This window comes from Candidatus Sericytochromatia bacterium (genome assembly GCA_035285325.1).
Classification (GTDB): domain Bacteria; phylum Cyanobacteriota; class Sericytochromatia; order S15B-MN24; family JAQBPE01; genus JAYKJB01.
Window position 1 is genome coordinate 17,615 of sequence record JAYKJB010000098.1, and the last position, 22,928, is coordinate 40,542.

General features: G+C 63.3%; 21 protein-coding genes. 10 read left to right on the forward strand and 11 right to left on the reverse strand.

Going from position 1 to position 22,928, the window contains the following annotated elements:
- Window positions 1-36: 36 nt before the first annotated feature.
- A complete protein-coding gene (locus tag VKP62_12675; protein ID MEB3198047.1) occupies window positions 37-1,002 on the forward strand; it encodes an RluA family pseudouridine synthase in 966 nt (321 codons plus the stop codon).
- Window positions 1,003-1,064: 62 nt separating this feature from the next.
- On the opposite strand, the gene VKP62_12680 is transcribed toward VKP62_12675, so the two are convergent.
- Window positions 1,065-1,307, reverse strand: coding sequence for a zinc ribbon domain-containing protein (locus VKP62_12680; GenBank protein ID MEB3198048.1), 243 nt, complete (start codon window positions 1,305-1,307; stop codon window positions 1,065-1,067).
- A 259-nt stretch (window positions 1,308-1,566) separates the two neighbouring features.
- Here VKP62_12680 and gcvPB point away from each other — a divergent pair, with 259 nt between their 5' ends.
- From gcvPB to VKP62_12695, 3 genes are read left to right on the forward strand one after another with little or no spacing between them, the layout of a single operon-like run.
- Window positions 1,567-3,018, forward strand: a complete 1,452-nt coding sequence (gene gcvPB, locus VKP62_12685; GenBank protein MEB3198049.1) for an aminomethyl-transferring glycine dehydrogenase subunit GcvPB — start codon at window positions 1,567-1,569, stop codon at window positions 3,016-3,018.
- Between the two features lie 39 nt (window positions 3,019-3,057).
- On the forward strand, window positions 3,058-3,747 hold the full coding sequence (locus VKP62_12690) for a hypothetical protein (GenBank protein ID MEB3198050.1): 690 nt from the start codon (window positions 3,058-3,060) through the stop codon (window positions 3,745-3,747).
- 12 nt (window positions 3,748-3,759) lie between these two features.
- On the forward strand, window positions 3,760-4,311 hold the full coding sequence (locus VKP62_12695; GenBank protein MEB3198051.1) for a cob(I)yrinic acid a,c-diamide adenosyltransferase: 552 nt from the start codon (window positions 3,760-3,762) through the stop codon (window positions 4,309-4,311).
- Here VKP62_12695 and VKP62_12700 read toward each other — a convergent pair.
- Complete coding sequence (locus VKP62_12700) at window positions 4,304-4,981, reverse strand: hypothetical protein (protein ID MEB3198052.1); 678 nt, start codon at window positions 4,979-4,981, stop codon at window positions 4,304-4,306. The two genes, VKP62_12695 and VKP62_12700, sit on opposite strands and share 8 nt — an antisense overlap.
- A gap of 249 nt (window positions 4,982-5,230) precedes the next feature.
- Here VKP62_12700 and VKP62_12705 point away from each other — a divergent pair, with 249 nt between their 5' ends.
- Window positions 5,231-6,028 carry a hypothetical protein gene (locus VKP62_12705; GenBank protein MEB3198053.1) on the forward strand — a complete coding sequence of 266 codons (798 nt, stop codon included), beginning with the start codon at window positions 5,231-5,233 and terminating at the stop codon, window positions 6,026-6,028.
- 122 nt (window positions 6,029-6,150) lie between these two features.
- On the forward strand, window positions 6,151-6,714 hold the full coding sequence (locus VKP62_12710) for a hypothetical protein (protein MEB3198054.1): 564 nt from the start codon (window positions 6,151-6,153) through the stop codon (window positions 6,712-6,714).
- Between the two features lie 79 nt (window positions 6,715-6,793).
- Here the strand turns inward: VKP62_12710 and VKP62_12715 are convergent, their stop codons facing one another.
- Window positions 6,794-8,533, reverse strand: coding sequence for an AarF/ABC1/UbiB kinase family protein (locus VKP62_12715; protein ID MEB3198055.1), 1,740 nt, complete (start codon window positions 8,531-8,533; stop codon window positions 6,794-6,796).
- A gap of 77 nt (window positions 8,534-8,610) precedes the next feature.
- Entirely contained in the window at window positions 8,611-9,192 is a 582-nt protein-coding gene (locus VKP62_12720) for a superoxide dismutase family protein (GenBank protein MEB3198056.1), read from the reverse strand.
- 113 nt (window positions 9,193-9,305) lie between these two features.
- On the opposite strand from VKP62_12720, the gene VKP62_12725 reads away from it, so the two are divergent.
- Window positions 9,306-10,814: a hypothetical protein gene (locus VKP62_12725; GenBank protein MEB3198057.1), complete on the forward strand. Its 1,509-nt coding sequence runs from the start codon at window positions 9,306-9,308 to the stop codon at window positions 10,812-10,814.
- A gap of 31 nt (window positions 10,815-10,845) precedes the next feature.
- On the opposite strand, the gene cmk is transcribed toward VKP62_12725, so the two are convergent.
- Both cmk and panC read right to left on the reverse strand, forming a co-directional pair.
- Window positions 10,846-11,598, reverse strand: coding sequence for a (d)CMP kinase (gene cmk, locus VKP62_12730; protein ID MEB3198058.1), 753 nt, complete (start codon window positions 11,596-11,598; stop codon window positions 10,846-10,848).
- Window positions 11,595-12,500: a pantoate--beta-alanine ligase gene (gene panC, locus VKP62_12735; GenBank protein MEB3198059.1), complete on the reverse strand. Its 906-nt coding sequence runs from the start codon at window positions 12,498-12,500 to the stop codon at window positions 11,595-11,597. Before panC ends, cmk begins: the two co-directional genes overlap by 4 nt.
- Before the next feature lie 337 nt (window positions 12,501-12,837).
- On the opposite strand from panC, the gene VKP62_12740 reads away from it, so the two are divergent.
- Window positions 12,838-13,320, forward strand: a complete 483-nt coding sequence (locus VKP62_12740; GenBank protein ID MEB3198060.1) for a hypothetical protein — start codon at window positions 12,838-12,840, stop codon at window positions 13,318-13,320.
- 145 nt (window positions 13,321-13,465) lie between these two features.
- Window positions 13,466-14,155 carry a hypothetical protein gene (locus tag VKP62_12745; GenBank protein MEB3198061.1) on the forward strand — a complete coding sequence of 230 codons (690 nt, stop codon included), beginning with the start codon at window positions 13,466-13,468 and terminating at the stop codon, window positions 14,153-14,155.
- Between the two features lie 31 nt (window positions 14,156-14,186).
- On the opposite strand, the gene VKP62_12750 is transcribed toward VKP62_12745, so the two are convergent.
- Genes VKP62_12750 through der form a run of 3 tightly spaced genes read right to left on the reverse strand, consistent with a single transcriptional unit; the run spans window position 14,187 to window position 17,316 of the window.
- Window positions 14,187-15,080: an RluA family pseudouridine synthase gene (locus VKP62_12750; GenBank protein MEB3198062.1), complete on the reverse strand. Its 894-nt coding sequence runs from the start codon at window positions 15,078-15,080 to the stop codon at window positions 14,187-14,189.
- Window positions 15,077-15,931: a 16S rRNA (adenine(1518)-N(6)/adenine(1519)-N(6))-dimethyltransferase RsmA gene (gene rsmA, locus VKP62_12755; protein ID MEB3198063.1), complete on the reverse strand. Its 855-nt coding sequence runs from the start codon at window positions 15,929-15,931 to the stop codon at window positions 15,077-15,079. Before rsmA ends, VKP62_12750 begins: the two co-directional genes overlap by 4 nt.
- Window positions 15,932-15,981: 50 nt before the next feature.
- Window positions 15,982-17,316, reverse strand: coding sequence for a ribosome biogenesis GTPase Der (gene der, locus VKP62_12760; protein MEB3198064.1), 1,335 nt, complete (start codon window positions 17,314-17,316; stop codon window positions 15,982-15,984).
- A 171-nt stretch (window positions 17,317-17,487) separates the two neighbouring features.
- Between der and VKP62_12765 the strand changes: the two genes are divergently transcribed.
- Window positions 17,488-19,587: a discoidin domain-containing protein gene (locus VKP62_12765; GenBank protein MEB3198065.1), complete on the forward strand. Its 2,100-nt coding sequence runs from the start codon at window positions 17,488-17,490 to the stop codon at window positions 19,585-19,587.
- Between the two features lie 138 nt (window positions 19,588-19,725).
- Here the strand turns inward: VKP62_12765 and VKP62_12770 are convergent, their stop codons facing one another.
- Together VKP62_12770 and VKP62_12775 are read right to left on the reverse strand one after the other, a co-directional pair.
- Window positions 19,726-20,031, reverse strand: coding sequence for an HU family DNA-binding protein (locus VKP62_12770; protein ID MEB3198066.1), 306 nt, complete (start codon window positions 20,029-20,031; stop codon window positions 19,726-19,728).
- A 250-nt stretch (window positions 20,032-20,281) separates the two neighbouring features.
- Window positions 20,282-22,732, reverse strand: a complete 2,451-nt coding sequence (locus VKP62_12775) for a vitamin B12-dependent ribonucleotide reductase (protein MEB3198067.1) — start codon at window positions 22,730-22,732, stop codon at window positions 20,282-20,284.
- Window positions 22,733-22,928 lie beyond the last annotated feature (196 nt).

Below are 22,928 nucleotides of genomic sequence, written 5' to 3' on the forward strand. Positions count from 1 at the left end.
CTGGGAGGCTGGCCTCCTGCTTTCCTTCCCTTCTCTATGGAACCGATCAAACCTCCCACCTCCAATTGCGTTCACGCCGACGAGGGGGAGGTTTTCGTCGTTTCATCCGAGCAGTCGGGCCTCAGACTGGACCAATTTAGCCAGCTGGTCGTGGAACACGTCTCCAGAGCCCGCATTCAGGCGTGGATCGAGGCCGGCCATATTCGCGTGAACTCACACTTGGGGAGGGCTGGTATGCGCCTCAAGGCGGGCGCACAAGTCAGCATTGCCCCACCGGTCACCGAGGACCTGCTGACGATCCTCCCGGAGCCCATGGCGCTTGAGATCGTCTTTGAGGACGCTGACGTGCTGGTGGTCGACAAGCCTGCCGGGCTGGTGGTTCACCCGGCCCCAGGTCACCCCAGCGGAACCCTCGTGAACGGCCTGCTACATCACTGTCAAGGCCAACTTTCCGGCATCGGGGGGGTCGCCCGGCCGGGCATCGTGCATCGTCTGGACAAAGACACGTCTGGATTGATGGTGGTGGCCAAATCAGAGCGCGCCCACCTGTCATTGACGGCGCAGCTAGCCGCCAAACAGGCCTTTCGTCTTTACTGGGCAGTCGTCGGCGGGCACCTTCCCTCCCCCCGCGGTCGTGTGGATGCGCCCATCGCCAGGCATCCCCAGCACCGACAGAAGATGGCCGTGGTCGCGGGTGGGCGAGCTTCAGCCACGCAATGGGAGGTATTGCGCTCCTTTCGAGGCTACGATTGGGTTGCTTGCACCCTGGAAACTGGTCGCACCCATCAGATCAGGGTCCACATGGCCCATCTCGGCCACCCCCTCGTCGGCGATTCGGTGTATGGTGGGGAACGCCAGCTGCCCGTCAAGTTGGCAGGCCAAGCCCTGCACGCGCGCCGTTTGCACTTCACGCACCCAGGAACCGGAGAAGACGTTCAGTTTGAGGCCGAGCCCCCCGCTCATTTCAGCAAGCTGATTGCCTGGCTGGAGCAGAACCGCTGATGGCAGCGCCCCCCCTCGACGAGTCGTTTGCCGAGGTGAGCGCCCCGAAGCGTGGGGAGGGTTCAATGGCAGCTGCACCCACCGCCACAGCCACCAGAGGGCGCCGGCGGCACGGAACCGGTCGACGATGGTGAGACGGCCTGGGAGGCTTTGTATCCCCCCGGCACACTGGCCGAAAAGGTGCTGAGCAGACGTTGCAAACGGACCCCGTGACACTTGGGGCAAACGGCTTGCTCCCCAGAGGTGGCAAGGAACACCTCGAAGGAGTGGTGGCAGGGCTCACAACGGTATTCGTAAATAGGCATCGTCACGCTCCGAAAAAGGGGGGCAGAGACCGCGTCGTCTCAGCACGTGGCGCAAGTCGCTCGTCGATCATAGCACGGAATCGATGGCGAGAGGCAAGCGCATCGCAAGGCCCATTGCCTGTATTGGACAGCTTTTGCAGCGCCCTGATACGATACCCTCGAGCCCGCGGAGCAGGTAGGTCATCGCGGGGTCCAGGAGGTCAAACCCGTGCCGACCGAACCCACACTGTTTGAAAAAGCCCACGCCGGTCGCCTGGGCATGCGCGTGCCCCCCGCCGGCGTCGATGCGCCGGCCTGGGAAACGAGCCTACCCGCCACGATGCGACGTAGCAAGCCACTCGCGCTGCCAGCCCTGAGCGAACCGGAGGTGGTGAGACACTTCACCCGGCTGTCGCGCAAGAACTACGCCATCGATGCCGGATTTTATCCGCTCGGCTCCTGCACCATGAAGTACAACCCGAAGGTGAATGAGCTGATGGCGAGACTTCCCGGGTTCGCCCAGTTGCATCCCTACCAACCCGTGCATACCGTGCAGGGGGCGCTGGCCGTGATGTGGGAACTGGAACAAGCCTTGATTGCGCTGACAGGCATGGCCCGCGTCACGCTGCAACCCGCCGCCGGGGCCCACGGGGAGCTCACTGGAATTCTTGTGATCAAGGCCTACCATCAGGACCGTGGCGACCACCAGCGAACGGAGATCATCGTACCCGACTCGGCTCACGGCACCAATCCGGCCACGGCGGCCCTGGCAGGCTACAAGGTCGTCACCGTTCCATCGGATGCACGCGGCCAGGTGGACCTCGAAGCTTTGCGGCAGGTGGTCGGACCTCAGACCGCTGGCATGATGCTGACGAATCCCAACACGGTGGGGCTTTTTGAAGAAAACATCGAAGCCATCACGGGCATGATTCACGCCGCCGGCGGGCTGATGTACTACGACGGCGCCAACTTCAACGCCATCATGGGCCTCGTGCGGCCGGGCGATATGGGCTTCGACATCGTGCATCTCAATCTGCACAAGACCATGACCACCCCCCACGGGGGAGGCGGGCCGGGCTCTGGCCCGGTGGGTGTTTCCCAGTCTCTGGTCCCCTATTTGCCGACCCCGCGGGTCATCAAGCGTGATCAGCGCTACGACCTCGACTTCGACCAACCAAAGTCGATCGGCCGGGTGAAAGCGTTCTACGGCAATTTCGGTATGCACGTGCGGGCCCTGAGCTACATCCTGATGATGGGCGGAGATGGCTTGCGACAGGCGAGTGAGGATGCCGTTCTGAACGCCAACTACCTGCGCGTCAAATTGAAAGAAACCTACCGACTGCCCTTCGAACAGGTCTGCATGCACGAATTCGTCCTCTCTGGCGACCGTCAGAAAAAGGCGGGCGCCAACACGCTGGCGTTGGCCAAGCGCTTGATCGATTATGGCTATCACCCTCCGACCATCTACTTCCCGCTGGTCGTCCCGGAGGCGCTGATGATCGAGCCGACCGAGACGGAAAGCAAGGCCACCCTGGATGCCTTCGTGGAGGCGATGCGGGCGATCGCGGAGGAAGTCGAGCGCGATCCCGCGCTGGTCACCCAAGCGCCTCACACGGCGCCCGTTGGTCGGGTTGATGAAGCGACGGCTGCCCGAAAGCCCAATTTCCGCTGGGCCGGCGAAGGGAACATCGACGCGGCCACGGCGGCAGCGCGTCCAGCTGGGTGCGCTTGATGCCCCTGAACGGGCCAGACTGGCCAGGGGAGTGACCTGATGACACCCGATAAACCCTTCGAAGTCACGGTGCTGCAACGCGCTTGCAGCGCCGTCGATCTCGTCTCCCTGCAACTGGACGCCAGCGACCCGGCCCTGAACGACTCATTTCAAGTCCCAGGGCAGTTCGTGGTTCTCACGCCTGGAGACCAGCGCTTGTTTGTGGCCCTGGCCTCCGCGCCGGGTGCCCCGGTGTTCGAATTGTTGCTGAAAACGGGGGGGGGCGGGGCGGCCGACCAGGTCGCGTCGATGTCACCCGGTGAACGTCTCGCTGTCAGCGCCGCCCAGGGACGTGGTTTTCCACTCCATGCGTCTCGGGGTCGCCACCTGCTCCTGCTGGCAGCCGGTTCCGGCATTGCCCCGCTGCGCGCCGTGATCCAATCGATTCGCCTGACAAGGGGCGATTTCGGCCCGGTGAGCCTTGTTTGGGGCCTCAAGTCGATGGCTCACTGCCCCTATGAAGGTGAACTGGCGGAATGGCGGGAGGCAGGCATTGACACCACGCTCGTTTACAGTGCCACTCCAGCTTCCCCCGGGCTGAGGCACGTGCAGGACATCCTCGATACCATCCCCCTGGTGGCTGAGCAGACCGACGTCATGCTCTGCGGCATGAAACCCATGGTCGAAGCGGCCAAGGCAAAACTTCACGCACGTGGGATCCCACCGTCCGCCATGCATACGAATTTCTGAAGGGAAGCCAACGTGCGCATCTACACCAAAACCGGAGACCGCGGAGAGACCTCCCTCTACCGCGGAGGACGCGTGTCCAAAGACGCCGCCCGCCTGTCTGCATACGGAACCTTGGACGAATTGAACGCCATTCTGGGGCAGGCCCTCTCACTCGCGCCGCCCCAGGATGACCTGGAAGCACACGTTTACAGTGTGTTGCGGCGAGTTCAGCGAGATCTTTTCTGCCTCGGAGCCCAACTGGCCACCCTGGGCGATGAACCACCGGCCTGGAAAATCGAAGAGGCCGACGTGAATCGCTTGGAACAGGCCATCGACGCCATGGACGGGATCTTGCCGCCCATGACCACCTTCATTTTGCCCGGTGGGCATCCGGTAGGCGCCACCATCCACGTGGCGCGGACGGTGGCGCGACGGGCTGAGCGGCACATTGTCACGGTGGCCCGGCAAGAGGCCATTGAGCCATTGATCGGCATCTATATCAATCGACTCTCTGACTATCTGTTCGTGGCAGCCCGTTTCACCAACCTCCAGCTCGGCCACGCGGAGCCTCCCCTGGTCATCTGAATGGGGCACGCGGCCCTCTGCCGGGCCGCGGAAAACGTGTTCGATACTCAGCCAAGGGAAGCAGTTTGGCTCCCCTGGGGGGTTGGAGGCGCTTGGTCACTCCTCCCATCACCCCACCCAGCAAGGCGAGTAGCAACCAGACCGTGAGTTGAACAGAGGTGTCATCGCCAAGCAGGACTGCTCCCGCAAACGCGAGGCTGCCGGCCACGGCGCAGAAAGCCGCAGCCCAGAGCAGGCGATGGCGCCCCCCCCACAATCCATACGAAAAACCCAGCGTGAGTCCTCCCAGGCCCCAGGCGACCCACACGCTCGGGGCTCCCGGAGGCCCTGCGAACATCGGATCAGAACTCAGGCTGGGTAAGATCCATTCCTGACAGCCCAAGGCGCTCACCCCCCCCAGTCCGCCAGCCAGACTGCCCAGCAACGCGCGCTGCAGCAATCCAGGTGCATACACGCTCACCACGGCAACGAGGAGCAGCAAGCCCAGCACCGCCCAGAGAGGCTCAAGCAGGTTCACAGCCTGCGGACAGGCCAGACGATAACACTGCGACCCGGCGAGCAACACGCCCGCACCGACCAGCACACTGATGGCAAGACGGCGTCGCAGGGGAGAACTCCGCTGCCGACCTCTGGACGAAGAACGATTGGCGCGAGTGCTCCTCGTTTGCACGTCCGTCCCTCCCCCAGCGTCAGTTCTTTCAGACGTTATACGAGAGGGCCACGTGCAACCCGAACAGGCGGTCACCAATTAAAAAAACCTAACCGGCGGATAGCTGACGGCAAATGTGCACAGGTCAAGCATCCCGGTTAGGCTTGTAGAAACTGTAAGCGAGATACCGCAAGCTGGCAAATTAAATTTGTGTCATCACCCTCCAAGGCGCGTGCGGGTATAAGGGGCGAGGTGACAAGGCGAAGCGGCATGGCCGGACGACGAAGCGTTTTTAACTACGTCAAAGGACTTTTCGGGGGTGAGCCCTCCCGCCTGCCCTCCCCTGGGCGGCGCCCGCCTGTCGCTCCGCGGCCCATCCCGGCCGCCTCGCTGACGCCCAAACCAACTGACCCCGATGCGCTCAATCCCGCGACCATCACCCACGTGGGTCGCGTGCCGGATGGACGCGAACTGGTTCGAACCCTGGGCCTGGGGTCCTACCTGGTCGACCGGGAATTGCCAACGATCTGCTATTTCCTGCAAGGCCACGTGGCGGAAATTCCCACAGCCGAATTGCGGCATCTGTTCACCTGTTTGATGGAAAAACGCCACTTCGACGAATTTCGGGTCCAGTACGTGGACCTCTTGAACGCCGCCTCGTTTGAACTGCAGGCCCGCTCAGGGAGAATCAAACGTCCCAGTGAATCCAGCAAAGGCAAACCTGGGGCGGCCAAGCCGCTCCCGCGCCGACCAATGGGAGGGGCTGCGCTGCCGGCCTGGCCCGACGCGGAAAATCCCGCAACCATCACACGAGTCGGGCGGTTTCAGGGTGATGCGGAACTCATCATGACGCTCGGTTTGGGAACCTTCGTCGTGCATCGGGAACCGCCGCGCCTGCGCTACTTCGACCGCGGTCGCGAATGGGAGGTCCCGCCCCACGAGGTCAACGTCTTGATCGACTCCTTACAGGCCAAACTCGACACCGCCGCTCATCAAGCCAGCTATGATGATCTGCTGCAGGTTGCCAAAATCCTGCAACAGCAGCGCGAGAACCGCCGAAGGCCCTGAGGCCCGCTCCGCCTGAACCGCGCTGAGGCCTTCCGGTGTGACACGTGCCGTTTCGGGCTCGAGGGCGTCGCGTTAGTGTTGAGGCGGGCAGGGGAACGCGATCAAAGCGAGGCAACACCGCCATGTTCAAGACCGTGCTCGGTCATCAGACCGCTGAGGCAGCGGCGTTTTCGCTGTTGCAAGCCCTGCGTCAGGTGCATGAAACCGAACTTGCCCCCGTTTCCCCCTTGCGTATCAGCTACCAGGGCGATGTCGACCCTTTGACATGTGGTCCATCTCAGCGAACCGGCGGGGATGTGGGACTGGTGCTCGAGGTGACGGCGGAACGCACACAGCCTGCGCGACGGCTGTGGGTGGTCGGTGGGCATCAACAGGGCACCCCTTGCCTGCACATCCAGGTAGAACACGCCCCTCGCCCCTGGCACCTGCTATTCAAGGCCCCGACCTTCGGATACGCGCAGAGCGGAGGCCTGCGACTTCAAGATCGCCTGCTCTTCCCGAGCAGCGACCCGTTGTACCGGGAACGCGGCCAGGCTGCTTTGCGCCTGGCAAAAGCCTGGCAAGTGCCCCTGAGAGACAGCTGGTGGCAACTGGGCTTCTGGCATCATCACGACGGAAGATGGAGTTCGGACAGCCCGCGTCGGGTCCTCGCCATGGCCTGGCTGCAAAGCAATCTGCAGGCCTGACGGCAAGTTCGACTGACGGCACCCGCATCAGCGCCCCTGCGCGCCGGTTCCGGGAGCTCTGAACTGCTGCAACGCTGATTCAGGGGACCACTGAGCGCATCCAGCGCAAACAACGGGTGGCACCGTGCCAGCGGGCCCAGCGCCCTGCCAGCAAATCAGAGGCGAGTGCGGCCGTCAGACGCTGGCGCATCGGCTGGGAGTCAGGACTGAGCAACCAACAGGTGAGGCGTCGAACGAGCCATTCTCGATCGATGCTGGGGTCGGCCAGCAGGTTCTCTCCCAGCGCGGCAATCCGCTCCCAGTCAATATCGGGGTCCCCCACAACAGCCTCGAATAGCGTCTCGCGCAGGCCAGCGCCGTCAGGGGAGAGGAACCAGTCGACGCCGACTTGCAGGACCTCTCCGATTCGGAAATCTGGGTCCCGCCTCGCCAGCCGTAAGAGTTCCTCCAGTCGGTCCCAGTCCAGGCGCCCATCACGCACCAGTTCCCGCAAAAAACGGTCCCGCAGGGCTTTTCCGCCCTCCGTGAGCAGCAATTTGGCCGCGAAGGGGATGGAAACATCCAGCGCATGAAAATGCGGATCAAGTTGCAGGCCTATGCCCTCCAGGGAGATCAAGGTGCGGATGATCATCGAGAACGAGACGGGAACACGCAGGCGATAGCGATAAAAAATGTCTGCCAGCGGCTCTGTCATCTCGCGAAAGGTGGGGCGATGCCCCAGCGGTTGATAGGTGGCGTCGAGAATCCAGCGAATGGTCGGCTTCAACGGAGCCGGGTCCTTGCCTGGTTCGATAAAACCTAGCGCTGCCATGTCGCCCACCAGGGCATCCACATCCTGATCCACCAGATGCAAGAAGGTGTCGACCAGTCGCAGTTGCATCGGTCTCGGCAATTCGCCAACCAGGCCGAAGTCGATGAAGATCAGGCTGCCCGCCTGATCGACCATGATGTTCCCCGGGTGGAGATCGGCGTGGTAGAAGCCATCCTCCAGCAGTTGCTTCAAGTTGACGTGAACGGCGTGCTTGACCAGACGTGGAGGGTCAATCGCCAGGCGATGGAGGGCCGGCAAATCCGTGACCCGGACCCCGTGCATGAATTCCATGGTCAACACACGACGTGAGGAATAGGCTCGATACATCTTCGGCACCGCCACCCCAGGAAAGCGTGCGAAATTGGCCCGAAAACGGTCAGCGTTATCGGCCTCCCGACGATAGTCAATCTCGGCGTGCAAATTCCGGTCAAACTCATCGAGAATCTCGACCAGGGGCAAACTCCCCAGAGCGTCCGTGTACCGCGCCACCCATCCTGCCAGCAGACGCAGGGCGGCCAGGTCGACCGCGAATCGCTCGAGCAGGTCCGGCCGCTGGACCTTGACCGCGACCTCCTCGCCAGTCCGCAGGCGAGTCTGATACACCTGTCCCAGGCTTGCCGCTGCAATGGGCTCGGAGGGAAAGTCGACGAACAACTGCCCTACCGGTTGCCCAAGTTCCTCTTCGATGAACCGACGAGCCAGTGGCGTCGAAAAGGGCGGAACGCGGTCCTGCAGGTGGGCCAGTTCCTCGATGAAGCTCAAAGGCAGCAGGTCAACCCGCGTGGAAAGGGCTTGACCGACCTTGATGAAGGTCGGGCCCAGCGCAACACACTGCTCCCGCAGCCAAGCCGCCAGCCGGCGCTCGGCGTTCTGGGAGGCCGCAGGGTCCTCGGCCAATTGCCTGGCCTGGCGACGGGCCCAGGCGAAGCGAACGGCCACCCAGACCACCTGCAAGGTGCGCCGCAGAATGCGCCGCCAGCGGGTCGCATCCGGAGCAGCACGCAGCACCGGCAACGCCACCGTAGCGGGGGAGGTGGAAGCGGGAGCGGGCAGGGCGAGGTTCGCTCGTCTCGCCGCGGGGGGATTCAGCGCTGAATCACGCCGCACGCGATGCGGGGCCCCCCACTGATGCCCGACTTGGGTTCTCCGGAAATGCCCTGGTCAGGGTTCTTGTGCAAGATAATGGCGCTGCCGTCCGCATCAAAGACTGACAGCGGTCCGTCCGACAGGGTCACCCGGGTGGTCCAAGCGTCCAGTCGACCGTGTCCCCGCTCATCCACCACCAGGTTGGGCAAGTCGCCGAGGTGATAAGGATGGTTGACGTCGGGATCAGAATTGCCGGCAGGACCAGGATCGAAGTGACCACCCGCCGACTTGAATGGGGGTGTGCAGTCCCCGACCGCGTGGATGTGTACGCCGTGGCGTCCTGGGGCCAGCTTGGCGGGGCTACCCTGAACATCGATCACCACGCGCACCGCCCGACCATCGTCATTTTGGACCTCGATCAGGGTGGCTGAGCCCACAATGCCATCACCAGCAATCGCGGCCTGGGCACGAGCCAGTTCGCGCCCGGCCGGCGCGTGACCGTGACCTTCCTGGAACAGGACAGCACATCCAGCCAGCACAGACGCCGTCAGCAGAGCAATCACGAATCGATGGGAACGCATGGGACCTCCTGGTGGGGTATTCTAACACGCCCCGCCTCCCCGGTTGGGGGCCTGCGAGACAGTCCTTCCAACGGTACAATGAGGCGTCCCCTCGGACTGGACAGGAGCTTCCCGTGTCACACCCGGAGCAGACCCACACCGTGAAGCCGCCTTTCGCCGCTGCGATGACAGGGAATGGGGACACCTGCGCCACCCTCGACCGAAGCGGCAGCCTGGACTGGCTGGGAGGCATCAGCCCTGGGGGAAGCCCCATGGGGTGCGACGTTCGCTTCGCATTGTCCCCGACTGAACCAGCCGAAGCCCAGTGCGAGATGGTCGGCCAGACGGCCGTCCTCCACACCACTTGGCGGCTGGGCACGGGCAGCGCGAGCGTGACGGACTTCGTGCCGCTCGTTAACGGCAGAAGAGGCGACGCAAGAGAGCCGTCGGCGCCTTGGGCGCGCTTCATTCGTTTGGTCGAGGGGCTCGACGGAGCATTGGAGCTGTCCTTTCGCCTGGCCCCCCGCCCTGGAGGACGGCGTCCGCAACTGAGCGAAGACCCGCACGGGCTGCTGTTTACGGGTGATGATACGACGCTCGTCTTGCAAACCAGCGGAGAGGTGCGTCTGGACAACGACGGGACTGCCCACGGAACGTTCTCCCTTCAACGAGGGGACACGCGCGTCTTCGTGCTGACGTGCCACCAAGGGGACGATCCAGAGGTCAAGCCGTTGACCCAGGCTGACACCGAACGGGCGCTCGACCGAACTTTCGACCATTGGCTCACCTGGGCACAGGGCATTCCGTTTCAAGGGGTTCAGCGTTCCCATCTGCTGCATCTACTGGTCCCGCTGCGCGCGGTCGGGAATGCCCCGTGGGGTTCGCTGGCCCCCGCCGGCCAACCCTCGGCGGGACCGATGTTCGCGGCGGCCGCGCTGGCGGCGTGGGGAGACGAGCAGGCGCTCGAGCAGTGTTTGGCCGCCTGGCGGGAGACCCAGGAGAGCGGCAGCGAGGCGGCGGAGGAAGTCGCGTGGCTGTTGGACACCCTGGCAGAGGGTGAGCGCACCGGCCTGATTCCAGCCCCGCTTTGGCTGCCGCACCGTGAGCACCTCAGCGACGCGGTGGATGACCTGGTCGAGCACACGCGGCAGTTCACGAGTGAACTCACACCGGAGTCGCGCCTGGCGCGACTGGCCGGCCTGGCAGGTGCGCTGGCGCTGGTGGAGCAAGGACTCCTGGCACCCGGAACAACGGATTGGGAGGCCGCGCTGGAGGAACAGGGGCAACAGCTGCTCGATTCGCCCAGTGCGCCGGTGGGATGGGCCGATGCCCTCGCCCTGGCCGGGCGATTCCCGGGCGGCAGCGCCGACGGCGCGGCCGCCTTGGATGATCCGGATCGGGTCCCACGCTCTCCACGTGATGACCTCTGGGCGATCTGGCGGACCTTGGGGGGCGGCGCTTACACCCAGGCGCGACGGGCCATGGACCGCTTCTTGTTGGACTTCTCACCCGTTTGGAACGCCGACCGCTGCCCAGGTGCAGACCCCACGAGTTGGGCTCGGGCCGCCTGGCTCGCGGCGCGGATCTACCTGCAAGAGCCTCCCACGCCCGGAAAAATCGACTTGCCAGAGGAGTGGGGCTGAGAAACCGTGGGCGTTCCCCGCAGGGGAGGCGTCAGGGCGTTGCAGGCACGTGAGCGCGTCGGCGCTCGTCCACGATGCCCAAAATGGCGTCCACCACATTTTCAATGGAGCGGTCGTCCGAATGGACAATCACCGCATCATCTGCCGGCCGCAGCGGGGCAACCGCCCGTTGGCTGTCCGCCAGGTCGCGCGCCGCGATGTCCTGCTCAAGCGCGTGCAGGTCGACCTCGATTCCCTGCGCCAGAAGTTCATTCCAGCGACGCCGGGTGCGTTCCCGGGTGGAAGCCGTCAAAAAGATCTTGACCTCGGCGTGGGGAAAAACGGCCGTTCCGATGTCTCGCCCGTCCATCACGACGCCGCCCGCCATGCCCATGGCCTGCTGTTGTGCCGTCAAGACCGCCCGAACAGCGGGTACGGCCGCCACTCCGCTGACGTGCGCACTCACTTCCGGTAGGCGAATTTCCGCTGTCACATCGTGGCCATCGACCAGCACGTGCTGTTTGCCGGTCATGTCCGACGGCGGGAGGAGAGCAATGGTGGTCTCGGCCGCCATCGCGGCAATCAGGGCGCTCTCTTCAAATCCCAAGCCCAGATGCAAGGCCTTCCAGGTCACGCCTCGATACATCGCCCCCGTATCAATGTAGACATAGCCCAAGCGCGTGGCCACCCGCTGAGCCACGGTGCTCTTCCCGGCGCCCGCGGGGCCATCGATGGCGATCGTCAAGCGTCCCGCGCGTCCCGCGGCTCGTTCCACGTCCGCCTCCCTCTCTAGCAAAGTGGTCACGCGAGGCTCCCCGCGGCCTGTTCCGCGGGGCGGTCCAGCGGCGCTGGCCCCCCCAAGAACACATTATCGATCAGGCGAGTCCGCCCGATAAAGCCCGCCAGCGCGAGCACGCCAGGACGATTCATCGTTTCGATCGGTTCCAGCGAGTCGGCGTCCACCAGTTCCAGGTACTGGGTGGACCATCCGGGCTCCTGCTCCAAGACCCGCCGCGCGGCTGCCAGGATTCCTTCGGGCGTCGCATCGGGGCCCCGGCTCGCCAACCAACCTGCCTGAAGGGCCTGCACCAGCACCAGCGACTGTTGCCTTTCCTCAACCGACAGATACACGTTTCGGCTGCTGAGGGCCAGGCCATCGGCCTCGCGGACGGTAGGAAGCAGGCGCAATTCCACGGGGAGAAGCAAGTCCTGCACCATCGCGCGGAGTACGGCCGTCTGCTGGAAATCTTTCAAGCCAAAGTAGGCACGCTGAGGCTGCCACAGGGCGAATAGCTTGGCCACCACCGTTGCCACCCCGATGAAATGTCCCGGGCGCCACGCGCCACAGAGTCCACGGGTCAGTGTCTCGGGAACGCAAACCTGGGTCCACCCACCGGTCGTGCCACGGGGGTAGAGCTCGTCGGTATCGGGCACGAAGACCCACCGAACGCCCCTCGCCTGACACAAGTTCAGGTCGCGTTCGAGATCTCGAGGATAGCGCGACAGATCTTCTTGCGGGCCGAACTGGGTCGGGTTGACGAAGATGGTCACCACGGCCTCATCGGATTCCGCCACGGCCGCCTCGATCAGGTTGGCGTGCCCGGCGTGCAGAAACCCCATGGTGGGCACCATGCCGAGCGTTCGATCCTGCCGCTGCAACGCCCGAACCAGCTGGCGAACCTCCGCCGTCCCACGAATGACCTGCATTCTTGCCTCCTCAGGCATTTTACCATGCTCCCATGGTCCGCCTCGGATGCGCCATCTGGGCCTCACAGACAACAGCGTAGCGCGAGGCCGCCCCGAGCATGCCTCCCTCTCAAGGGCTGTTCCAGCCATGCAATTGAAACGGCGGCTCTTGTCCAACACCGCCATTGGCCAGCTTCGCTCCCATGCCTATCGTCAGAAGCGAAGCGCAGGGGCCACGGGGAGGACTGGAGTGGAAGCGACGCACGGGGACCGCCCGGAGATCCTGGTTCGAGATGGGAGAAATGGAGCCCACATCGGCTGGGTGAGAGCACTTTTGCGAGATGAGACAGGGAAACCCGTGCACGAGATCGTCATCTGGCGAATCGCCCTGGCGGACCGACAAACGCCGCCGGAACCTCTGTTTGAGCGTCCACTTTACGGCCCCCATCACCGCCTGGTGGGCACGATTCGCAATGCCTTGGCCGATCCGCTCGACGGCACCTTGACCGCCCTGCAGCTTGAAACCTCCGCTGGCGACACCTGCCATCTCCCGCTTCGAGAGGGTCTTTCCTGGCAAGGCACCGGTTGGTTCCTCCCAACCAGCTGGGAGTTGAAGGACCCTCACGAGGAGGATAGCGGGATCACGAAGCGCGAGAATGGGGACTATATGATCGGGCAGGCCGCCCGCGTCACGCTAAGTGACTTCCGGGGCCACCCGATCGTTCGCGCGGGGCAACCGATCACCGCCCTCGTGATTGAACTGGCCCAACGGGCCGGTGTGCTTCATCGCCTGGAGGCCGTGGCCGACCTTCCTTCTGACCACCGCCCCGAGGTATCTTGACGGCGGACCTGTTCCGGGCGAGCCTTGATAAGTCACAGGGGACCCCATGATCGACCTCGCGCGCTCAGCTGGAATCGCCCTGAGCCTCTGCCTCCTCAACCTTTCCGGTTGCACGCCGGGAACGCGCGCTCAGCGCGTCCCAGCCATGACTCAGGGGCCCGCCGAAGCGCTGCCGGTTCCGGTGTCGAAGCTTCCCCCAGGCAGCCGCATCGTGGACCAGACCCTCAAAGAAGAGGTCACCACGACGTTCCCCGGCACGCGTTTACCGGGCCCCGATGACGTGGCACCCTCCCCCGATGCGCTGGCCCAACGGGCCGTGCGAGGTCCGGGCGCCATCATGGCGAGCACCCTCGACTTCGCCGTGACAAGCCCGGACCGCCTGGCGCAAACGTTCACCTTGACGGCGTCGAACCGTTTGGTCGGGACAGCCTTCCATCTTCGCCCACAGGAGGCTCGTCTGGTTCGAGGTCAGCTCACGCTGCACGCCACCACGTCGGAAGGTTACCCGTCACGAGTCCCCCTGGCTGGCCACGCCGCCTTGACCCTTCCCCCCGGTAACGCTGGAGGCTGGGTCTTGGCCAACTGGGATCCTCCGGTTTCATTGGAGGCTGGCCGCCCCTATGCTGTCGTACTGGCCCCAGAGCCAGGCATGCGTCTGCGGGTGGTGGGCGGCCCGGAGCATAGCCAACCTGAGGGCAATGGCTTTCTCTCCGCGGGAGCAGAAGGTGTTTGGATGCCCGCCAACGTCGACTTCGCGTTTCAGACCTACCTGGAGGGCCCCGCCCCAGCAGAGCCCGCAACCGTCACGCTGCCCACCGAGAATCCACCTGATTGACCGGCGCGAGGAGCCGGCGACCAGCGGACGATCAAGGCGTGAGACGGAGGTCCGCAGGCCAGGGGGAGACGAAATTCAGGGCGGCGGCCGTCCGGGGATGGCTGAAGCCCAGTTGCACCGCATGCAATGCCTGACGAGCGAAGACGGGGGGGTGTGCCGCCCCGTAGAGGCGATCGCCCAGCAGGGGATGGCCGAGAAAGGCCATATGCACCCGAATCTGGTGGGTGCGTCCGGTCGCCAGCCTCAGCCGCACACGCGTGACCCCCTCAGGCCAGTCGGAATGCTCGTGTCGCGAGACGACTTCCCAGTGCGTCACGGCAGGCTGACCATCCTCGCGCACGCTGCGGGCAACCGGATGGTCCCCGGCCAAGCCGATCGCCGCATCGATCGTCCCGGAAGACTGAGCCAACCGGCCCCAGACGAGCGCCTCATAAGTACGCTGGAGGGACCGCTCCCGCAACTGTGAATCGAGAGCCTGATGGGCCCAGGCGTGTTTGGCGAAGACGATCAGCCCAGAGGTGTCGCGGTCGAGGCGATGAACCGGGTGAATCCCGACGGGCTGCGCTCGGAAATACCAGGCCAGTGCATTCGCCAACGTTCCCGCGTAGACGCCGTGGGTGGGATGAACCACCTGACCAGCAGGTTTCTCCAGAACAATCAGGTCGCGATCTTCATAGACCACCTGGATGGCGAGTGGCTCAGGTTGCACGTGGGGGGCGGGCGAAACCGGCAAGCACAACACGATCTCATCCCCGGGCCGCAGTGGGTCCACCGTACGGGTCAGCGTGCCGTTCACCCGGATGCCCTGATGGGCCTTCAGGCGACGCACCAGCGAGGTGGAGAATCGGTGGTGCCGGGTCAACCAGCGCCCCACGGTTCCACCGTCCCAGCCGGCAGGCACCGTCTCGCGCAGGAGCTCGATCATGTCTCCGCTTGCAACGCGTTGGCCAGCGCGGCGAACTCTTGCAGCGACAATGTTTCAGCCCGGCGCGCCAGATCGATGCCCGCCAGGGCAGCCGCGTGTTGCAATGGTTCTCGCAGCACACCACCAGCCAGCAGGCCGTTCTGCAGGGTCTTGCGTCGCTGCTGGAACGCCGAGCGAATCAGGCGAGACATCAGAGCCGGCGACGAGACGGAGACACTGGCCGTTTGGCGCGGCCGCAGCATCACCACGGCGGAGTCCACAGCAGGCCGCGGACGAAACGCGCCGGCCGGAACCCGGGTCACGATGGACACCTCCGCGGCGTACTGGGCGATCAAGCTGAGCGAGCCGTAGTCCTTGCCGCCCGGCGAGGCAGTCAAGCGCTGAGCCACCTCCCACTGCACCATCAGGATGATGCGTTCGGCGAGCGGGGGGACCTCCGCAATCGGTTCTTTGGCCAGGCGGTCGGCCTGAAGCAAACGAAGCAGAATCGGGGTGGTGATGTAGTAGGGGATGTTGGCCACCACCTTCACCGGGGAAGCCGCGGAAAAGGAGTAGGTGTCCCAGGGGGTCTTCAGAAAGTCGCCCCATACCACTGAAAAGTGGGAGGCGTCAGCAGCAATTGGCTCCAAGAAGGGCGCCAGGCTTCGGTCCAGTTCCACCGCAACGACTCGGTCCGGCCCCGCCGCCAGCAACCCAGCGGTCAGAAACCCTCTTCCAGGACCGATTTCCAGCACCTGGTCACCGGGTTGAAGGTCTGCGGCTTCGATGATCTGCTCTCGAATCCGTGCATCACCGAGAAAGTTCTGCCCGAGTCGATGCTTGGGCCGGTGGCGCAAGGGGGGATGTTGCACGGGCGGTTCTCCTCGCCGATGGCAAGCCGTCGCTCAAGCTGGCGGACGGTTCACCGCTTGTGTCTGTCTTTTTCGCGCCGCTCCCGAAAGACCACCCGAATCGGCGTGCCGGAGAAGCCAAATGCCTCCCGCAGCTTATTTTGCAGATAGCGCGCATAGGATTGGGACACCAGTCCGGGATCGTTGACGAAGAGCACGAAGGTGGGTGGCCCCACCCGGACTTGGGTCGCGTAGTACACCTTCATCGCCCGCCCCTTGTTGGTGGGGGGAGAATTGAGGGCGATCGCCTCGGTGATGACCTGATTCAACAACCCGGTGGTGATGCGACGTTGGGCTTCTTCGAAGGCGGCATCAGCGGCTTCCAGGACCTTCGACACGCGCTGGCCCGTGAGAGCTGACGTGAAGATCATGGGCGCGTAGTCCACATGGTGCAGTTTGTCGCGGATCTCCTTCTTGAACTGGTCCATCGTGTACGTGTCCTTGGGGACCAGGTCCCACTTGTTGACGACGAGAACGCTGGGCTTGCCGGCATCATCCGCCATGCCGGCGATCCGCTGGTCTTGCTCCGTCACGCCCGAGGTGGCATCCACCACCATCACCACCACGTCTGCACGTTCGATGGCCTTGAGCGAGCGAACGACCGAAAACTGCTCCACGCCATAGTCAACCTTGGCGCGTTTGCGAATTCCGGCCGTGTCGACGAGCAAGTAACGCTTATCGTCGAGGGTCAGCAAGCTATCGATGGCATCTCGCGTGGTGCCGGCCACGTCGCTGACAATCATCCGTTCTTCGCCGAGCAGCCGGTTCGTGATGGAGCTCTTGCCCACATTCGGACGACCGACGATGGCCACTTTCAGTTCATCTGAGGCCTCGTCCGGGTCCACCGGCGGAAACACCTTGAGCACCTCATCCAGCAAGTCGCCAACGCCCAAGCCGTGGACGGAACTGACGCCAAACGGCGTCCCCAGGCCCAGTTCATAAAACTCGGCTGCGTCGGCCTCCAGGCCCACGTTATCGACCTTGTTGGCCACGACGAAGATCGGCTTGTTGGCCGAGCGAAGATACTGAGCGATTTCCTCGTCCGCCGGCGTCAGGCCCTGTTTGGCGTCCACCATCAACATGATCACATCCGCCTCTTCCACGGCGGCCTCTGCCTGCTTGCGGATCGAGCGCAGGATCTCGTCCTCGCGTTCCCCGGGCACAATTCCCCCGGTGTCGATGACGATGAAATCCCGCCCATTCCAGTCGGACTTCAAGTATTGACGATCCCGCGTGACCCCAGGCTCATCATGCACAATCGCCTCGCGACGACCGACCAGACGGTTGGTGAAGGTGGACTTGCCCACATTGGGACGTCCCACGATGGCGACGGTCGGAAGAGGCATGGTGGATGGAACCTTTCAGGGTCTACCAATCTACCACATTCACCCGAGGAGCCCCAGGAATATATTAAGTTATATTAAACATAATACTTTTTTACATAACGCGGGGTAGGAAGTCCCCGGGCCGTGCGCGCCGTCCGGGCCGCATCGCCCCTTGATAGGAGGCTTCCCCCCATGCGTACACGACGCATCATTCATTCCTGGCTCCCTCTCGCCAGCGCCCTCTCCGGGCTGGCCGCGTGTCAAATCTCGCCCCCGATCGGCCCCCACCCCGACCAAGCGCAGGCAGAGGGCAGCCAGCGCAGCCTTGGCCAGGGTTCGCGGCAGTTGCTCAATATTCAGACCTTGGCCTGGGCCAAACTCAGCGCCAGTAGCAACGGGGCCAATGTGGACCTTGCCCGCGACGGAAATCTCGCCACCTGCTGGAGCAGTGGGCTGGTCTCCAACCCCACCTTCACGGGAAGACTGTCCGCGACCGCCACGTTGACCCAACTGAACATCAAGGTCAACCCGGTTGGCAGTTACGCGGTGGATGTCTCAAACGATGGTCTCCGGTGGCGGACCGTTCTGACAGGCGTCCGCAACAGCTCGTGGAATGTGGAAAGCAAACGGTTTCCCAGTGCCACGAATGCATCCTGGATTCGACTCCGTTTCTCGAACAACAGACAGAACGTGATGCTGTTCGAGTGGGTCGCCATGGGGACCCCCATGGTCTCTCCCCAGCCGTCACCGACGGCCACCCCAACCGCCATGCCCTCGCCAAGCGCGCCTCCGACAGCGTCACCGACCCCCAGCGCAACCACCAGCCCGGCTCCCAGTGCCACCCCCATGCCCTCGGCCACCCCGACCCCGATGGCCTCGGGCAGCCCAAACCCGGCCCAGACCCGCATCCTCGTGGACACAACCCGGGTCTTGCATGCCGCGAACTCATTCCTGCTAGGGACCAACCGCAACCACGTCGAAAGCGACTTTCCAAATGGGGCCGCGAAGTTGGCCAAGATGCGGGAATTGAGCCCCACCTGGGGCCAGCGTCGCTATCTCTATCGAATCGGACACGGACCGACCGACGGGCGGAACGACTATAGCTACATGACGGGCTTCCACTTTGAGGGGGTGTGGAACAAGACCGGGGGCTACCCCTACGACGACCTTCGCTACAGCCTCAAGGATGCCAATACCTTGGGAGCCGAGCAAATGCACGTGGTGAACTACGGCACGGGCACCCCGGAGGAGGCGGGACGTTATGTCAGTTTTCTGAACCGTGCGGGCGACGCCAATCGTGCCCGCTATCCCTATGCGCAGCAGAACGTGCGCCTGTTCGAACTCGGCAACGAAATCCCCTGGACCATGGTGCGGGGACATGACACCTATGCCCCCAATGAATCGGTCTATGCCCAGCGCGCCAAGCTGTTCGCCCAACAGATGCGGGCAAACTCGGATGTGCCGATTCAGATTGGCGCGGTGGCCTCGATCAACTCGAACTGGCTGGGCAACGGTTGGAGCGGGGGCGTCACGACGGTCAAGAACATTCTGCAGATCATGGGAGACCAGGTGGACTTCCTGATCTACCACGGGTATCCCTCTTGGCCGCTCTACAAGAGTGGCGACCTGCTCACCCTGATGGCCCAGAACGAATGGAACCGGCAGAAAATCACCAATGAAATCCAGCCGGCCATTCGTCAATACGGAGCAGGGCGAGACATTCGCATCGCCAACACAGAGTTCTTCACCCACCTGTACAACGACGTGGCCCGTTCCCGCGGGCTATTCGGTGCGCTCTACGCCGCCGACTCGCTGAGTCTGGCCTTCAATCTGAACCTGTTGACGAGTGTGGAATTCTGCTTCGAGCACAAGGAACTGGCGGACGCCGCGTTCTTCTTCAACAACGACCCCAACAACACCACCGCCATCTTCAAATTCCAGAAGATGCTGGCGGAACATTGGGGCGACCAGATCGTGCAAAGCCAGGTGCAAGGCGGGCCGAGCGTCAAGGTGGCTGGGGCGGCGACCAGTCTGGACCTCCCGAAATTGGCGGTATCAGCCTCGAGCCGAGACCAGACCAGCTACGTGATGGTGGTGCATCGCCTCAATGACGCCGATGTGACTGCGGACGTCGCACTGGGCTGGACGCCCAGCCGCATCACACGCTGGACGCTGAGCGACCCGAATGGCTGGAACGCGGCGAACGCCTCGCTCAAAACCGAAACACTGGACCGGCTTGAGGGCGTGGTATTCCCCAAATCCAGCGTGACGATCCTGGAGATCACACGCTGAAGTCGAGGTTCCGCGACGACCCTGGAAGAATCGTCTGAGGCAGCCCCCTGCCACGCCGGGCGTGGCGGGTGGTCCGGACAAAAGCAGACGGCCTCCCCGAGGGGAGGCCGTCCTTGAAATATCGTCCGAGCCGAAGGCTTACTTCTTGCCCGCTGCAGCCTTCTTCTTGGCACCAGCAACGGTTTCCTTCAGACCCTTGCCGGCCGTGAAGGCGGGCGCCTTCTTGGCAGAGATCTTCAGGACAGCACCCGTGCGGGGGTTACGGCCTTCGCGGGCGGCGCGCTCGCGCACCTGGAAGGTGCCGAAACCAACCAGCGTCACCTTGTCGCCCTTGGCCAACGCGGCCGTCACGGCATCAATGGTGGCATTGATGGTGGACTCGGTGTCCTTCTTGGACAGCTTGGTCTTGGCGGCAACGGCGTTGACGAGTTCTTCCTTGTTCAATTCCTTACTCCTTCTGACCGGGCGGCAGGCGAGCAGGCTGTCAGTGAGACCCTGCCGGGCATACAGCCCTCATCCCTAACGCAGATCAAGTTAGCATGGGGCTTGCGGGGATGCAAGCCTTTCATGTGCAGATGAACCCTGATTTTTCCGCCTCTTGATCGGTGTGATCAAGGCGCAGACAGCCTTTATGAAAACCCCCTCCGCGAAACGCAGAGGGGGTTTTTGTGTCAAAAAGGGGCGAATTCAGGCTTCAGCCGCACTTGGAGTAGCCGCAGCTGCGGCAGGTGACACAACCTTCGCCGAATTCCAGCCCGCTGCCACACTCCGGACACTCCGGGCTTTCGCCATAAATCCGGACCGCGTCGATGCCATAACGATCGGCGCCGGCCTTGGCCACCACCGCAGCGCTTGAGGTCACAGGCAAGACAGCGGGCTGCGCCGCCAGCACTTGGCCGAGATTCCGGGGGCTGTCCTTCAGCACCTTGCCGATGGCGTCCGGAATGCTCAGGACCTGGTTCGCCCCAAATCCGTAGGGATTTGCCCCGCGGATTCCGATCAGGCTGCGTGAGATTTCATCCACCGGGACATTGTGCTGCAAGGCGAGGCTGATCAAACGCCCGATTGCCTCGGAGAGACTGAACAGGGTACCGCCGCTGCGACCGATGTTGGTCACCACCTCGCGAATGCCATACTCGTCGTAGTTGACCGTCGTGTAAAGCTTGCCGTCACCGGTCTGAGTCGTGCGAGTGTATCCGTACAAATCCTCAGGGCGAGGGCGTGGCTTGGCGGCGGCCACCGCATCCGACGCGGTGGGGGAAGACGTCGCAGCCGGCGTAGCGGGCGCCTGAGAGACCGAAAGGGGCTGGAACTGCCGAGAGTTGTTACGGTACACCGTGATGCCCTTGCAACCCGTCTGATAGGCGAGCAAATAGGCCGTCTCCACGTCCTCTTGGGTGGCTTCCTCCGCGAAGTTAATGGTCTTCGAGGTCGCGGAGTCGTTGTAATGCTGGAAGGCCGCCTGGATCAAGACGTGCTCGGACGGGGAGATGTCGTGGGCGGTGCGATAGATGCGAACGGCGTCCGGCGGAACGTCGAAGCCGACCAGGTCGACCAGACTACCGTGATTCGCGTCGATGGCCTCCATCAAGGCCTGACTGTAGAAGCCCTGAGCCTTGGCATATTCCTGGAACACCCCATCCACGTCCACCATGTGCGTGTCGGCCTGCCAGCGTTTGAAGGCCAGCGCAAACACCGGTTCGCATCCACCGGAGGTGTCCGCAATGATGGACAGCGTACCGGTTGGCGCCACCGTCGTCGTGGTCGAGTTACGCAAGCCAAAGGTTTCCACTTCAGACCAGAGTGAAGCGTAATCGGCCTCGGGATGGCGTTGTTTGCGGGCCTGACGTTCTTCGAACATGCGCTTGAAGATCGCATTGCTCTCGGCTTCGTGGCCAGCCCGAGCCGGGAAGGCCCCCCGCTTCTTGGCGAGTTGGAGACTCATGACCTTCGACTCGAAGTCGATGAAGCTCATGAGTTGTTCCGCGACCCGCAAACTCTCTTCGGATCCATAGCCAATCCCCAGCTTGAACAACATCCGGGCGAAGCCCATCACGCCCAACCCAATCTTTCGGGTGGCGTGGGTGACGTCCCGGATCTCGGCGATCGGGTAACGGTTGGCGTCGATGACGTTGTCGAGCATGTGGGTCGCGCCGTGAATCACGGTGCGCAAGCGCGCCCAGTCGACCACCGGGCCCGCCGGTGAATCCACCACAAAGCGTTCGAGATTGACCGAGCCCAGGTTGCACGACTCGTAAGGAATCAGAGGCTGCTCGCCGCACGGATTGGTCGCTTCGTAGCGGCCCATCCAGGGCACGGGGCAGTATTCGTTCATCCGATCAATGAAGACGATGCCCGGTTCACCGGTGCTCCAAGCCCTTTGCACGACTTGCTTGAACACGTGGCGGGCATCCAACTGAGCCACCACTTCGCCACTGCGCGGGTTGAAGAGATCGTAAGGCGTTCCAGCTTCCACAGCCTGCATGAAGGCATCCGTGACGGCCACCGAGATGTTGAAGTTGGTCAGCTTGGTCAGGTCTTCCTTGTGAGCCACGAAGTCCATGATGTCCGGGTGGTCGACCCGCAGGATCCCCATGTTGGCGCCGCGCCGCATGCCACCCTGCTTGATGCTCTCGGTCGCAGCATTGAAAACATCCATGAAAGAAACCGGGCCCGACGAGACACCCTTGGTGCTCTGCACCAGGTCGTTTTTCGGCCGCAGACGCGAGAAGGAGAAGCCGGTGCCCCCTCCGGTCTGGTGGATCAGGGCTGCGTGCTTGATGCTCTCGAAGATTCCCGCCAGGTCATCCGGGACCGGCAAGACGAAGCAAGCAGATAGTTGCCCCGTGCGGGTTCCAGCATTCGCCAGGGTCGGTGAATTGGGCAGGAAATCAAGCTCGGAAGTAAGCTTGAAAAAGGCTTCCGCGGTGGCATCGACCTCGGCGTCGGAGGCCCCGTAGTTGCGGTCTGGCTCGGCCAGGGCCCGGGCCACGCGCCGGAACAGGCCTTCCGGGGTCTCAGACAACTTGCCTTGCTGGTCTTTCAGCAAATAGCGCTTCTCAAGAACTGTAACCGCGTTCTTGCTCAACATAATCTTGCGGTTCTCCTCACGCGTGGGGTGTGGGGGGAGGGGATGGGACAACATCGCCGGAGCTTCAACAAGGTGAATCTCCGGCGTCAGGCAAGGGGTCCGAGGCAGCTATCAACACAGCGAAACACTGGTGGCGCCTTGTTTTCCAACCCTGAGGAACGAGGGAGGATTATACGGGAGCCACCGAGCGAACGCAATCCCCGCCCAATCGTCACGAGCATCATGAAGGTGAACATAACGTTGATTCGGT